Source organism: Methylorubrum rhodinum, assembly GCF_014199935.1.
Lineage (GTDB): Bacteria > Pseudomonadota > Alphaproteobacteria > Rhizobiales > Beijerinckiaceae > Methylobacterium > Methylobacterium rhodinum.
Genome location: NZ_JACHOP010000012.1, coordinates 21134 through 34830, shown reverse-complemented (window position 1 = coordinate 34830; position 13697 = coordinate 21134). Strand labels below are relative to the sequence as shown.

General features: G+C 67.7%; 12 protein-coding genes. All 12 read left to right on the top strand.

Annotation, left to right across the window (positions count from 1 at the left end):
- Positions 1 to 27 precede the first annotated feature (27 nt).
- The 12 genes from nuoG (at position 28) to HNR00_RS14425 (ending at position 13644) form a co-directional block, all read left to right on the top strand.
- On the top strand, positions 28 to 2094 hold the full coding sequence (gene nuoG, locus HNR00_RS14480; RefSeq protein WP_183570478.1) for an NADH-quinone oxidoreductase subunit NuoG: 2067 nt from the start codon (positions 28 to 30) through the stop codon (positions 2092 to 2094).
- A gap of 11 nt (positions 2095 to 2105) precedes the next feature.
- On the top strand, positions 2106 to 3128 hold the full coding sequence (gene nuoH / locus HNR00_RS14475; protein WP_091942020.1) for an NADH-quinone oxidoreductase subunit NuoH: 1023 nt from the start codon (positions 2106 to 2108) through the stop codon (positions 3126 to 3128).
- A 13-nt stretch (positions 3129 to 3141) separates the two neighbouring features.
- Complete coding sequence (gene nuoI, locus HNR00_RS14470) at positions 3142 to 3630, top strand: NADH-quinone oxidoreductase subunit NuoI (RefSeq protein ID WP_091942023.1); 489 nt, start codon at positions 3142 to 3144, stop codon at positions 3628 to 3630.
- A 125-nt stretch (positions 3631 to 3755) separates the two neighbouring features.
- A complete protein-coding gene (locus HNR00_RS14465) occupies positions 3756 to 4376 on the top strand; it encodes an NADH-quinone oxidoreductase subunit J (protein ID WP_183570476.1) in 621 nt (206 codons plus the stop codon).
- 2 nt (positions 4377 to 4378) lie between these two features.
- Positions 4379 to 4684: an NADH-quinone oxidoreductase subunit NuoK gene (gene nuoK / locus HNR00_RS14460; protein WP_003598182.1), complete on the top strand. Its 306-nt coding sequence runs from the start codon at positions 4379 to 4381 to the stop codon at positions 4682 to 4684.
- A 55-nt stretch (positions 4685 to 4739) separates the two neighbouring features.
- Complete coding sequence (gene nuoL / locus HNR00_RS14455) at positions 4740 to 6866, top strand: NADH-quinone oxidoreductase subunit L (protein WP_183570474.1); 2127 nt, start codon at positions 4740 to 4742, stop codon at positions 6864 to 6866.
- Positions 6866 to 8446 carry an NADH-quinone oxidoreductase subunit M gene (locus tag HNR00_RS14450; protein WP_183570472.1) on the top strand — a complete coding sequence of 527 codons (1581 nt, stop codon included), beginning with the start codon at positions 6866 to 6868 and terminating at the stop codon, positions 8444 to 8446. Before nuoL ends, HNR00_RS14450 begins: the two co-directional genes overlap by 1 nt.
- Complete coding sequence (gene nuoN, locus HNR00_RS14445; RefSeq protein WP_183570470.1) at positions 8443 to 9885, top strand: NADH-quinone oxidoreductase subunit NuoN; 1443 nt, start codon at positions 8443 to 8445, stop codon at positions 9883 to 9885. Before HNR00_RS14450 ends, nuoN begins: the two co-directional genes overlap by 4 nt.
- Before the next feature lie 4 nt (positions 9886 to 9889).
- Positions 9890 to 10864 carry a biotin--[acetyl-CoA-carboxylase] ligase gene (locus HNR00_RS14440; protein WP_183570468.1) on the top strand — a complete coding sequence of 325 codons (975 nt, stop codon included), beginning with the start codon at positions 9890 to 9892 and terminating at the stop codon, positions 10862 to 10864.
- A gap of 18 nt (positions 10865 to 10882) precedes the next feature.
- Complete coding sequence (locus tag HNR00_RS14435; RefSeq protein ID WP_183570466.1) at positions 10883 to 12556, top strand: ribonuclease J; 1674 nt, start codon at positions 10883 to 10885, stop codon at positions 12554 to 12556.
- 145 nt (positions 12557 to 12701) lie between these two features.
- Positions 12702 to 13106, top strand: coding sequence for a methylmalonyl-CoA epimerase (gene mce, locus HNR00_RS14430; protein ID WP_183570464.1), 405 nt, complete (start codon positions 12702 to 12704; stop codon positions 13104 to 13106).
- 205 nt (positions 13107 to 13311) lie between these two features.
- Entirely contained in the window at positions 13312 to 13644 is a 333-nt protein-coding gene (locus tag HNR00_RS14425) for a DUF1467 family protein (RefSeq protein ID WP_183570462.1), read from the top strand.
- Positions 13645 to 13697 lie beyond the last annotated feature (53 nt).

Here is a 13697-nt window from a genome sequence, read left to right as displayed (position 1 = left end):
TCCGATGCTCAACGTCGAGATTCAACGATGACAAAAATCCTCGTCGACGGCACCGAGGTCGATGTTCCGGCCGACTACACCCTGCTCCAGGCCTGCGAGATCGCGGGCGCGGAGATTCCGCGCTTCTGCTTCCACGAGCGGCTGTCGATCGCCGGCAATTGCCGCATGTGCCTGGTGGAGCTCAAAGGCGCGCCGAAGCCCGTGGCCTCCTGCGCCTACGCGGTGAAGGATTGCCGGCCGGGTCCGAACGGCGAGCCGCCGGAAGTCGTCACTCGTTCGGGCCTTACGAAAAAGGCCCGCGAGGGGGTGATGGAGTTCCTCCTCATCAACCACCCGCTCGATTGCCCGATCTGCGACCAGGGCGGCCATTGCGATCTTCAGGATCAGGCGATGGCCTACGGCGTCGATTCGACCCGCTATCACGAGAACAAGCGCGCGGTCGAAGAGAAGTATATCGGCCCGCTGGTGCGCACGGCGATGAACCGCTGCATCCACTGCACCCGCTGCGTCCGCTTCCTGGCGGAGGTGGCTGGCGTGCCCGATCTCGGCGCCATCGGCCGCGGCGAGGACATGGAGATCACGAGCTACCTCGAACAGGCGATGGGCTCGGAGCTTCAGGGCAACGTCGCCGACCTCTGCCCGGTCGGCGCGCTGGTCCACAAGCCGCAGAGCTACAACGTGCGTCCGTGGGAGCTGCACAAGACCGAATCCGTCGATGTGATGGATGCGGTAGGCTCGGCGATCCGCGTCGATGCCCGCGGCCGCGAGGTGATGCAGATCGAGCCGCGCATCAGCGAGGAGATCAACGAGGAGTGGATTTCCGACAAGACCCGCCACGTGGTCGACGGCCTGCGCCTGCAGCGGCTCGACCGGCCTTTCTTACGCGAGAACGGGCGCCTGCGCCCGGCCTCCTGGGGCGAAGCCTTCTCCGCGATTGCCGGCAAGCTGAATGGCGCCGACCCCAAGCGCGTCGGCGCGCTGGTCGGTGACCTCGCGGGCGCGGAAGAGATTTTTGCGCTGAAGGCCCTGATGGGCTCGCTCGGCGTCACCAATCTCGACTGCCGCCAGACCGGCGAGGCGATCGATCCGGCCTGGGGCCGGGCCGCCTATACCTTTGGGACGACGATCCCCGGCATCGAGGCGGCGGACGCGATCCTCTTGGTCGGCACCAACCCGCGCACAGAGGCCTCGCTCCTCAACGTCCGCATCCGCAAGCGCTGGCGCATGGCCCCGCTCGCCGTCGGCCTGATCCTCGACGAGCAGCCCGACCTCACCTACCCCTACACCTATCTCGGCGCCGGCCCCGACACGCTGGGCTCATTGGCCAAGGGCGAGCACAGCTTCCTCGACATCCTCAAAAAGGCCGAGCGCCCGCTGATCCTCGTCGGCGAGGGCGGGCTCGGCGCGCTCGGCGCGGCGGCCGCGCTCGCCAAGAACCTCGGCGCGGTCACGGCCGAGTGGAACGGCCTCGGCGTGCTGCACACGGCCGCCGCCCGCGTCGGCGCGCTCGATCTCGGCTTCGTGCCGGGGGAGGGGGGCCTTGGCTTCTCGCAGATGCTGGAGCCGGGGGCGCTGGACGTGGTGTTCAACCTCGGCGCCGACGAGCGGGCGATCCCGCCGGGCGCCTTCTTGATCTACCAGGGCACTCACGGCGACGCGGGGGCCTCCCGCGCCGATGTGATCCTGCCGGGCGCCGCCTACACCGAGAAGAGCGCGACCTACGTGAATCTCGAAGGTCGGGTGCAGATGACCAATCGCGCCGGCTTCCCGCCGGGCGACGCCCGCGAGGATTGGGCGATCCTGCGCGCGCTGTCCGACGTACTCGGAAAGCGCCTGCCCTACGATTCGCTGGGCGCGCTGCGGAAGGCGATGTACGCTGAGCATCCGCATCTCGCCGCCGTCGGCGCGGTCGAGCCCTCCGACGCGGCGGCGACGCTCGATAAGCTCGCAGGGCTGCCGGGCAACTCCGAAAAAACGGCGTTCACCTCGCCGGTCGCCGACTTCTACCTCACCAACCCGATCGCCCGCGCCTCGCGGGTGCTCGCCGAGTGCTCCGGGCTCGCCCGGGGCCGCGCGCTCGAAGCCGCGGAATAAGGGGCGCCTCGATGACCTTCCTCGAGGTGCTCGGCACCGTCCTCCTCTTGGCTCTGAAGAGCTTCGTGCTGCTCGCGGCGCTGCTCGTCTTCATCGCCTACGCGCTGCTGGCCGACCGCAAGATCTGGGCGGCGGTGCAGCTGCGCCGGGGCCCCAACGTCGTCGGGCCCTGGGGCCTGTTCCAGTCGTTCGCCGACCTGCTGAAGTTCGTCCTGAAGGAGCCGGTGATCCCGGCAGGCGCCAACAAGGCGATCTATCTGCTGGCACCCCTCGTCTTCGCGATGCTGGCGCTGGCGTCCTGGGCGGTGATCCCGCTGGCCGACGGCTGGGCCATCGCCGACATCAATGTCGGCATCACCTACATCTTCGCGATCTCCTCGCTCGGCGTGTACGGCGTCATCATGGGCGGTTGGGCGTCGAACTCGAAATACGCCTTCCTCGGCGCGCTGCGCTCGGCGGCGCAGATGATCTCCTACGAAGTCTCGCTCGGCTTCGTCATCATCTGCGTGCTGCTGTGTGCCGGCTCGCTCAACCTCTCGCGCATCGTCATGGCGCAGGACACGGCGCTCGGCATCTTCGGCTGGTACTGGCTGTGGCTGTTTCCGATGTTCGGCGTGTTCTTCGTCTCGGCGCTCGCCGAGACCAACCGCCCGCCCTTCGACCTTCCTGAAGCCGAATCCGAACTCGTGGCCGGCTACATGGTCGAGTATTCCTCGACGCCGTACCTGCTGTTCATGCTCGGCGAGTACGTGGCGATCATGACCATGTGCGCGCTCGGCACGGTGCTGTTCCTCGGCGGCTGGCTGTCGCCGATCCCGTTCGCGCCCTTCACCTGGGTGCCCGGCGTGATCTGGTTCACGCTCAAGGCGAGCTTCCTGTTCTTCATGATCGCCATGGTGAAGGCCATGGTCCCGCGCTACCGCTACGACCAGCTCATGCGGCTCGGCTGGAAGGTGTTCCTTCCGCTCTCGCTGATCTCGGTCGTCGTCGTCGCCTTCGTCCTGAAACTCACCGGTCTCGCGCCGGGCGCTTGAGAAGGATCGCGCCGTGAAGCTCGATCAGGTCGCCAGAAGCCTTCTCCTGAAGGAGTTCGTGTCGGGGTTCGTCCTCGCCATGAAATACTTCTTCAAGCCGAAGGCCACGATCAACTACCCCTTCGAGATGGGCCACCGCGGACCCCGCTTCCGCGGCGAGCACGCGCTGCGCCGCTATCCCAACGGGGAAGAGCGCTGCATCGCCTGCAAGCTGTGCGAGGCGATCTGCCCGGCGCAGGCCATCACCATCGAGGCGGGCCCCCGCCGCAACGACGGCACGCGGCGCACCACGCGCTACGACATCGACATGGTGAAGTGCATCTATTGCGGCATGTGCCAGGAAGCCTGCCCTGTGGATGCCATCGTCGAGGGCCCGAACTTCGAGTTCTCGGTCGAGACCCGCGAGGAGCTGCTCTACGACAAAGAGAAGCTGCTCGCGAACGGCGACCGCTGGGAGCGCGAGATCGCCCGCAACATCGCCACCGACGCGCCCTACCGCTAAAGCCGGGGCGCCATTCCCGTTGTGCGCCGCAGGGCCGGGTTCTATAGACGGGCCGCCGCCTGCGGCCGAGGGTCCACCGAGGCAGAAGGGAGCCGCCCGAAAGGGCGGCCGATGCTGAACACCGCATGACCGCAGCCGCCGCCTTCTTCTATCTCTTCGCCGGTCTCGCCGTGGCCTCGGGCTTCATGGTGATCGCCGCCAGGAACCCCGTCACCTCGGTGCTGTTCCTGATCCTCGCCTTCGTGAACGCTGCGGGCCTCTTCGTCCTGATGGGCGCCGAGTTCCTGGCGATGATCCTGATCGTCGTCTATGTCGGCGCGGTGGCGGTGCTGTTTCTCTTCGTCGTGATGATGCTCGACGTGGACTTCGCGGCGCTGCGCCAGGGCTTCCAGCGCTACCTGCCGATCGGCGGGTTGATCGGCGCGGTGTTCCTGATCGAGCTGCTGCTGGTGGTGGGCACCTGGACCCTCGATCCGGGCCTCGTCCAGGCGCCGCTGGGGCGCGCCGCCCACGGCGAGAGCCTCACCAACACCCAGGCGCTCGGCCGGGTGCTCTACACGGACTACGTCTACTTCTTCCAGATCGCCGGCCTGATCCTGCTGGTGGCGATGATCGGCGCCATCGTCCTGACGCTGCGCGACCGCGCCGGCGTCAAGCGCCAGAACATCTCCGTGCAGAACGCCCGCACCCAGGCGATGGCCGTGGATACCATCAAGGTGCCCTCCCGACAGGGCGTGGAGGTGTGAACATGATCGGCCTGAGCCATTACCTGACGGTCGCCGCGATCCTGTTCACGCTCGGCGTGCTCGGCATCTTCATCAACCGCAAGAACGTCATCGTCATCCTGATGTCGGTCGAGCTGATCCTGCTCGCGGTCAACATCAACCTCGTGGCGTTCTCGACCCATCTCAACGACATCACCGGCCAGGTCTTCGCCCTGTTCGTGCTGACCGTGGCCGCCGCCGAGGCCGCCATCGGTCTGGCCATTCTGGTGGTGTTCTTCCGCAACCGCGGCTCCATCGCCGTCGAAGACGTGAGCATGATGAAGGGCTGACGGCTCGCAACCGGCGCCGCCCCTTCGTCCCGCCTGCTGCGAGGCACGATCTCCCATGTATCACGCCATCGTCTTCTTCCCGCTGATCGGCGCGCTGATCGCCGGCCTGTTCGGGCGCACCATCGGCGCGCGGATGAGCGAGCTCGTCACCACGGGCTGCCTCGCCTTCGCCTGCCTGCTCGCCTGGGGCGCCTTCTTCCTCGTCACCGGCGACGGCCGGGCCGAGACGGTGCACGTCGCCCAGTGGTTCACCGCGGGCGACCTCACCGTCGACTGGGCCTTCAAGGCCGACACGCTGACCGCGGTCATGCTCGTGGTCGTGACCTCGGTCTCGACCCTCGTGCACGTCTACTCCATCGGCTACATGCACGAGGACCCGCACCGGCCGCGCTTCTTCGCCTACCTGTCGCTGTTCACCTTCGCCATGCTGATGCTGGTGACGGCCGACAACCTCGTGCAGATGTTCTTCGGCTGGGAAGGCGTCGGCCTCGCGAGCTACCTGCTGATCGGCTTCTGGTACGAGAAGCCGTCCGCCAACGCCGCGGCGATGAAGGCCTTCATCGTCAACCGCGTCGGCGATTTCGGTTTCTCCCTCGGCATCTTCCTCGTGTTCGTGCTGACCGGCTCGGTCGGGTTCGATGCGATCTTCGCCAAGGCCCCGGAGCTGAAGGACGCGACCTTCCACTTCCTCGGCCATGACTGGCACGCCCTGACGCTCGCCTGCCTGCTGCTGTTCATGGGCGCCATGGGCAAGTCGGCGCAGTTCCTGCTGCACACGTGGCTGCCGGACGCGATGGAGGGCCCGACCCCGGTCTCGGCCCTCATCCACGCCGCCACCATGGTGACCGCCGGCGTGTTCATGGTCGCCCGCCTGTCGCCGCTGTTCGAGCTGGCGCCGACCGCGCTCACCGTCGTCACCGTCATGGGCGGCATCACCGCCTTCTTCGCCGCGACCGTCGGGCTCGTGCAGAACGACATCAAGCGGGTCATCGCCTACTCGACCTGCTCGCAGCTCGGCTACATGTTCGTCGGCCTGGGTGTGGGCGCCTACGCCACGGGCGTGTTCCACTTGTTCACCCACGCCTTCTTCAAGGCGCTGCTGTTCCTCGGCGCCGGCTCGGTCATCCACGCGATGCACCACGAGCAGGACATGCGGAACATGGGGGGCCTGCGCCAATACATCCCCTTCACGACCGCGATGATGACGATCGGCACCCTCGCGCTGATCGGCTTCCCCTTCACCGCCGGCTACTACTCCAAGGACGCGATCATCGAGGCGGCCTACATGTCCGACCGCCCCGGCCACGTGCTGGCGTTCCTCGCCACCGTGATCGCTGCGCTGATGACCTCGTTCTATTCCTGGCGCCTGTTCTTCCTCACCTTCGAGGGCCCGCAGCGCTGGGTCGCCCACGGGGCGCACGGTCACGACGACCATGCCCATGCCGACGCCCATGCGGCGCACGCCCAAGTCACCCATGCTCATGACGCCGACGGCAAGCCCGGCCATCACGAGGGCGTCGCCCACGATGACAAGGGCCACGATGTCGAGCCCGCCTCGCACAGCGCGATCGAGCACCACGACGATCACGGCGCCCACAAGCCACACGAGAGCCCGCTCGTGATGACGATCCCGCTGGCGGTGCTGGCCTTCGGCGCCCTGTTCGCCGGCCTGATCTTTAAGGAGCGGTTCATCGGGCACGACATGGACAAGTTCTGGGGCTCGGCGCTGCCGCACCACTCCGGCAACGACATCATGCACAAGATCCACGATGCGCCGGGCTGGGTCGCCGCCTCGCCGTTCGTGATGCTGGTGCTCGGCTTCGTCCTGGCGTTCTGGATGTATCTGCGCCGGCCTGATCTGCCGAACCGCCTCGCGACCTCGCAGCCGATCCTGTACCGCTTCCTGCTCAACAAGTGGTACATGGACGAGATCTACGACCGGCTATTCGTCCGCCCGGCCAAGAACTTCGGCCTGTTCCTGTGGAAGGAGGGCGACGGGCGCGTCATCGACGGCTTCGGCCCCGACGGCATCTCGGCCCGCGTGGTCGACGTGACCCGCGGCGTGGTCCGCCTCCAGACCGGCTACGTCTACCACTACGCCTTCGTGATGCTCGTCGGGGTCGCCGGCCTGATCACGTGGTACCTCGTCTCCGGCGTGCCGGCGGTCGGAGGAGCGCATTGATGTTCGGCCTCGGCATTCTCTCCGGGCTCCTGATCGTCCCGCTCGCGGGCGCCGCCTTCATCCTGACGCTGGGGGAGGAGACGGAAGCCGTGAAGCGCAACGCCCGCTGGGCCGCGCTGATCACCACCATCGTCACCTTCCTGCTCTCGCTCGCCGCCTGGGCCCGCTACGACATCGCGAGCCCCAGCTTCCAACTCGTGGAGAGCCACGCGTGGCTCGCCGAGAACATCCGGTTCAAGCTCGGCGTCGACGGCTTCTCGATGCCGCTGATCCTGCTGACCACGTTCCTGATGCCGTTCTGCATCGGCGCCTCGTGGCTCTCGGTCGAGAATCGCGTGAAGGAGTACTTCGTCGCCTTCCTCGTGCTCGAGACGACGATGATCGGCGTGTTCTGCGCGCTCGATCTCGTGCTGTTCTACCTGTTCTTCGAGGCCGGCCTGATCCCGATGTTCCTCATCATCGGCATCTGGGGCGGCAAGCGGCGCATCTACGCGAGCTTCAAGTTCTTCCTCTACACCCTGCTCGGCTCGGTGCTGATGCTGCTCGCCATCATGGCGATGTACTGGGAGGCCGGCACCACCGACATCCCGACGTTGCTGGCGCATCGCTTCCCCGTGGGCATGCAGTGGTGGCTGTGGCTCGCCTTCTTCGCCTCCTTCGCGGTGAAGATGCCGATGTGGCCGGTCCACACCTGGCTCCCTGACGCCCACGTCGAGGCGCCGACCGCGGGCTCGGTGATCCTGGCCGGCATCCTTCTGAAGATGGGCGGCTACGGCTTCATCCGCATCTCGCTGCCGATGCTGCCGGACGCCTCGGCCGAGTTCGCGCCCCTGGTTTTCGCCTTGTCGGTGATCGCGATCATCTTCACCTCGCTCACCGCGATGATGCAGACCGACATCAAGAAACTGATCGCCTATTCCTCGGTCGCCCATATGGGCTTCGTGACGCTGGGCCTGTTCACGCTGAACGAGCAGGGCATCCAGGGCGCGCTGTTCCTGATGATCTCGCACGGCATCGTCTCGGGCGCGCTCTTCCTCTGCGTCGGCGTCGTCTACGACCGGATGCACACCCGCGAGATCGCCGCCTATGGCGGCCTCGTGAAGCGGATGCCGCTCTACGCCGCCGCGATGATGGTGTTCACCATGGCCAATGTCGGCCTGCCCGGCACGTCTGGGTTCGTGGGCGAGTTCCTGGCGATGATGGGCGCCTTCAAGGCCAACCCCACGGTCGCGTTCTTCTCGGTCTTCGGCATCATCCTCTCGGCGGGCTACGCGCTCTGGCTCTACGCGCGGGTGATCTACGGGAAGCTGGAGAAGCCCAACCTCCAGGGCATCCTCGATCTCGACCTGCGGGAAAAGATCATCATCGCGCCGCTCGTCGCGCTGACGATCTGGTACGGCGTCCACCCTGCCCCCGTGCTCGACACCTTCGCGCCCTCGACCGAGGCGCTGATGCAGAACATGCGCACGGCGCTCGCCAACACGCAGAATGCGGAGGCCGCCGCCAAGGCTGCCAAGCTCGCGGCGGCGGAGAAGACCGCCCCCGAGACCTCCCAGAAAATCGAGGCCGCCGCGCGATGACCCCGATCCAGTCCGTCCTGCCGTCGATCACGCCGGTCCTGCCGGAGATCGTCCTGAGCGTCGGCGCGCTGCTGCTGGTGCTCTGGGGCGCGTGGCGCGGCGAGCGCTCGGCCGAGAGCACCAATCTCGGGGCGCTGGGGCTCCTGATCTTCACCTTCTTCCTCGTGATGTCGCAGACCGGCTCGGTGACGACGCTTAACGGCGCCTTCATCGCCGACCCGTTCGCCCGGGTGATGAAGGCCCTGATCCTGATCGGCTCGGCCGCCACGATCCTTCTGTCGCGCGACTACTTCCAGCGCGAGCGCATCGACCGGTTCGAGTACCCGATCCTGATCGTGCTCTGCACCATCGGCATGATGGTGATGGCGTCCGCCAACGACCTGATCTCGCTCTATCTCGGCCTGGAGCTGCAATCGCTCGCAGCCTACGTCATCGCCGCCTTCCACCGCGACGACGTGAAGTCGACGGAAGCCGGCCTCAAGTACTTCGTGCTCGGCGCGCTTTCGTCCGGCATGCTGCTCTACGGCGCCTCGCTGGTCTACGGCTTCACCGGCACGGTCTCGTTCCCCGGTATCGTCACGGCGCTCGACGATGGCCCGGCTAGCTTCGGCCTCGTGCTCGGCATCGTGTTCGTGGCGGCCGGCGTCGCCTTCAAGCTCGCGGCGGTGCCGTTCCACATGTGGACGCCCGACGTCTACGAGGGCTCGCCGACGCCGGTCACCGCCTTCTTCGCCTCCGCGCCGAAGATGGCCGCCATGGCGATGACGGTCCGCGTGTTCATCGGCGCCTTCCCGGACGTGACCGCGGTCTGGCAGCAGATCATCGTCTTCGTCTCGATCGCCTCGATGGCGCTCGGCTCCTTCGCGGCGATCGGCCAGCGCAACCTCAAGCGCCTAATGGCCTATTCCTCCATCGGCAATGTCGGCTACGCCCTGATCGGGCTGGCCGCCGGCTCCGAGGAGGGCATCCGCGGCGTCGTCATCTATATGATCGTCTATCTTGCGATGACGCTCGGGGCCTTCGCGGTGCTGCTCAGCCTGCGGCGCAAGGACAAGATGTTCGAGACCATCGACGACCTTTCGGGGCTCTCGCGCACCCATCCGTGGCTGGCCTTCAGCCTCGCCGCGATGATGTTCTCGTTGGCCGGCATCCCGCCGCTCGCCGGGTTCTTCGCCAAGTTCTACGTCTTCGCCGCCGCCATCAAGGCGGACCTCGTGGCGCTGGCGGTGATCGGCGTGGTGACCTCGGTGGTCGGCGCGTTCTACTACCTGCGCCTCGTCAAGGTGATGTATTTCGACGAGCCTCAAGCTGCCTATGAGCGCATCCCGCCGGGCTCGGCCATCGTGCTGGCGGCCTCCAGCGTCGTCGTGGTGCTGTTCTTCCTGATCCCGGCACCGCTGGTGGCGGCGGCGGGCAGCGCCGCGAAGTCCCTGTTCTGAGGGCATGAGCTTCCGGCTCAGCCCGGCGGCCCGCGCGGAGGGCCACCGCCTGCACAGCTACGACCGCCTCGGCTCGACCAACACCGAGGCGCTCGCCCGCGCCCGCGACGGCGAGACCGGCCCGCTCTGGGTCGCGACGCAGCTTCAGGAGGCGGGCCGGGGCCGGCGCGGCAATGTCTGGGAATCGCCCGAGGGCAATCTTTTCGCGACGTTGCTCTGGCCGGTTCAGGGCGTGGCGCCGGAAATGGTCGCGACCTTGGGGTTCGTGGCCGGCGTGGCGCTGGTCGATGCCATCCGGGATGTGTGCCGATTACAAGCCCCCTCTCCCCGCACGCGGGGAGAGGGCCGCGACGACCCTGTCGTCGTCGCGGCGAGCGGTAGCGAAGGTGAGGGGGCCTTTCGGGGTGAGCCTCTTCCTGATGCGCCCCCTCACCCCCGGCTGCCGCCTTGCTTCGGCGACGACGAGGTCGCCGAAGCCCTCTCCCCGCGCGCGGGGAGAGGGGATGCTGCTGCGGATTTCCGCCTGAAATGGCCCAATGACGTCCTCATGGACGGCGCAAAACTCGCCGGCATCCTCCTGGAAGCCGAGCAGCTCCCCGGCGGGCGCCGCGCGGTCGTCATCGGCTTCGGCGTCAACGTCGCCGCGGCTCCCGAAGATTTGCCCTATCCGGCCGCGGCCCTTCGCCCCGCGCATGCGGTCGATGCGCCCATTCTGCTCGAATCCTTGACGGAACGATTTGTCGAAGCGGCCCGGATCTGGAACAAGGGGCGCGGATTCCAAGACATCCGGCAGCTCTGGCTGGAGCGCGCGGCGGGGGTGGGTGCTCCCGTGTCGGTGCGAACCGCGGAGACGGTACTGTCGGGCACGTTTGACACGATCGACGAGGGGGGGCGGCTCGTGATCCTCGCCCCGGACGGAACACGACGAACCGTGACGGCGGGCGAGGTGCATTTCGGAAGAGCCGCGACGGCGGCCTGAGACTGGATAGACGACAAGATGACGACACGGCAGGACGAGCTCGTCTTCGTGCCGCTCGGCGGCGTGGGCGAGATCGGCATGAACGCGGGCCTCTACGGGATCGGTCCCGAGCGGCAACGCAAATGGATCATGGTCGATTGCGGGATGGGTTTCGCCGGTGAGGAGGGACTGCCGGGCGTCGACCTGATGTTCCCCGACCTCACCTTCATCGAGGAGCGCAAGAAAGACCTTCTGGGCATCTTCATCACCCACGCGCACGAGGACCATATCGGCGCGATCTCCGAGCTGTGGCCGCGCCTGAAGGTGCCGGTCTACGCCACGCGCTTCGCCAAGCAGCTCTTGGAAACCCGCCGCCTCTCGGAGCCCGGCGCGCCCAAGGTGGACCTGCGCGAGATCAAGCCGGGCAAGCGCGTCGTCGTCGGCCCGTTCGACATTGAGTTCGTGCCGGTCGCCCACTCGATCCCGGAATCGAACGCGGTGGCGATCCGCACCGAGTTCGGCCTCGTCGTCCACACCGGCGACTGGAAGCTCGACGACACGCCGGTGGCCGGCGACACCACCTCGCCGGAGGCCTTCAAGGCGCTCGGCGACGAGGGCATCCTGGCGCTGGTCTGCGATTCGACCAACGTGCTGCGCGAGGGCCGCTCCCCGAGCGAGTCCGAGGTCTCGGCCACGCTCCGGCGCATCATCCAGGAATCGCCCCACCGCGTCGCGGTGACGACCTTCGCCTCGAACGTCGCCCGCATCCGCGCGGTGGCGGAAGCCGCGCAGGCCTGCGGCCGCGAGGTGATCGCGGTCGGGCGCGCCATGGACCGGGTCATCGACGTCGCCCGCGAATGCGGCTACCTTGACGGCCTGCCGGAGTTCCGCGGCGCCGAATCCTACGGCCACATCCCGCGCGACAAGCTGGTCTGCCTGCTCACCGGCTCGCAGGGCGAGCCGCGGGCGGCGATGTCGCGGGTCTCCCGCGACGACCATCCGGCGATCTCGCTGACCGCGGGGGACCGCGTCATCTTCTCGTCGCGCGCGATTCCGGGCAACGAGCGCGATGTCGGCGCCATCATCAACGACCTGATCGAGTCCGGCGTCGAGGTCATCACCGACCGCACCGAACTCGTCCACGTTTCCGGCCATCCCCGGCGCGAGGAGATGGTGGCGATGTACGGCTGGACCCGGCCCAAGGCCGTGATCCCGGTCCACGGCGAGGCGCTGCATCTCGACGAGCATGCCCGCTTCGCCCGCGGCCAGGGCGTCGAGACGGTGGTGAAGGCCCGCAACGGCGCCGTCGTACGCCTCGCTCCGGGCAAGCCCGAGGTGATCGAGCACGTCCGCGCCGGGCGGCTCTACAAGGACGGCAACGTCCTGATCGACCACAAGGACCGGGCGATCCCCGAGCGGCGCAAGCTGTCTCAGACCGGCATCGTCTCGGTGGCGCTGGCCATCGACGACCGTGGCATGGTGGTCGGCGAGCCGGCGGTGGACATCATGGGCCTGCCCAACCGCGGGCGCAGCGGCGAGCCCCTGCTCGACACCGTGGTGGACACGGTGAACCGCACGCTCGGCAATTTGCCGCGCGGCAAGATGAAGGATTCGGAAGCCGTCGAGAACGCCGTCGACCGCGCCATCCGTTCCGCCGTCAACGAGGCCTGGGGCAAGAAGCCCGCCTGCCACGTGCAGGTGGTCGAGGTGTGAGCATTCCCTCCTCCCCCTTGCGGGGAGGAGCCGGAGGTGGGGGTAGTGCAGAATGGGGCGAAGCGGTGCCTCCTGCACCACCCCCACCCCTCACCCCTCCCCGCAAGGGGGAGGGGAACGCCAATGGCAGGGAGGATTCGAAAAAATGATCGGACGGCTCAATCACGTCGCCATCGCGGTGAAGGACCTCGACGCGGCGACCGCGGTCTACCGCGACACGCTCGGCGCCAAGGTGACGGAGCCGCTGCCGCAGCCGGAGCACGGCGTCACCGTCGTCTTCGTGGAACTGCCCAACAGCAAGGTCGAACTGATGTCGCCGCTCGGCGAGAACTCGACCATCCAGGGCTTCGTCGACAAGAACCCGGCCGGCGGCATCCATCACGTCTGCTACGAGGTGGACGACATCCTCGCCGCCCGCGACCAGATGAAGGCGGCCGGCGCGCGTGTGCTGGGCACGGGCGAGCCGAAGATCGGCGCGCATGGGAAGCCGGTGATCTTTCTGCATCCCAAGGATTTTCTCGGGACGCTGGTCGAACTGGAGCAAGTCTAAGAGCTCACTCCGAAACCCTCCCCCCTCTGCGGGGGAGGGTGCCCGCGGAGCGGGCGGGAGAGGGGAACCACGGCTCCGCTTGGCCGCCGTCGACCAGTCATCTCCGGCACCGTCGCTCCCCTCTCCCGACCCCCTTCGGGGGCCACCCTCCCCCGCAGAGGGGGGAGGGAGATACGCGGCGCGCGATCCGCAAAAACGGTAAGCCATGACCCCCCTCCGCACCATCGCCGCCTCGACGCCGCTGACCCTCCTCACGGTGGCCGCGCTCGTCGCCGTGCTGGTGGCGGTGGCGGTGAAGGGGTTCGCGCTGACGGTCTTCGGCGCGCTCGCCCTCTACTTCGTCCTGTGGTGGACCTTCCTGTTCGCGATCCTGCCGCTCGGCAACGCGGCGGAGGCCGATCCGCAGCGGCTGGTGCCGGGGCAGGACCCCGGCGCACCCGCCCTGCCGCGCCTGCGCGAGAAGGCGCTGCTGACGACGCTGCTCGCCGGCGGCGCCTTCATGGCCGCGATCCTGGTCTTCCCGCTCGCGAGGCTGTGAACGCACCGCCCATCGCGGTGTCGGGGACGGTCCACGCGCCGCGTTGACAGGCG

Coding starts and splice junctions, on each gene's coding strand:
- HNR00_RS14435 (WP_183570466.1), top strand. CDS start 10,883: ATGACGACACGGCAGGACGAGCTCGTCTTCGTGCCGCTCGGCGGCGTG.
- HNR00_RS14465 (WP_183570476.1), top strand. CDS start 3,756: ATGACCGCAGCCGCCGCCTTCTTCTATCTCTTCGCCGGTCTCGCCGTG.
- mce (WP_183570464.1), top strand. CDS start 12,702: ATGATCGGACGGCTCAATCACGTCGCCATCGCGGTGAAGGACCTCGAC.
- nuoL (WP_183570474.1), top strand. CDS start 4,740: ATGTATCACGCCATCGTCTTCTTCCCGCTGATCGGCGCGCTGATCGCC.
- nuoG (WP_183570478.1), top strand. CDS start 28: ATGACAAAAATCCTCGTCGACGGCACCGAGGTCGATGTTCCGGCCGAC.
- HNR00_RS14450 (WP_183570472.1), top strand. CDS start 6,866: ATGTTCGGCCTCGGCATTCTCTCCGGGCTCCTGATCGTCCCGCTCGCG.
- nuoN (WP_183570470.1), top strand. CDS start 8,443: ATGACCCCGATCCAGTCCGTCCTGCCGTCGATCACGCCGGTCCTGCCG.
- nuoK (WP_003598182.1), top strand. CDS start 4,379: ATGATCGGCCTGAGCCATTACCTGACGGTCGCCGCGATCCTGTTCACG.
- nuoH (WP_091942020.1), top strand. CDS start 2,106: ATGACCTTCCTCGAGGTGCTCGGCACCGTCCTCCTCTTGGCTCTGAAG.
- HNR00_RS14425 (WP_183570462.1), top strand. CDS start 13,312: ATGACCCCCCTCCGCACCATCGCCGCCTCGACGCCGCTGACCCTCCTC.
- HNR00_RS14440 (WP_183570468.1), top strand. CDS start 9,890: ATGAGCTTCCGGCTCAGCCCGGCGGCCCGCGCGGAGGGCCACCGCCTG.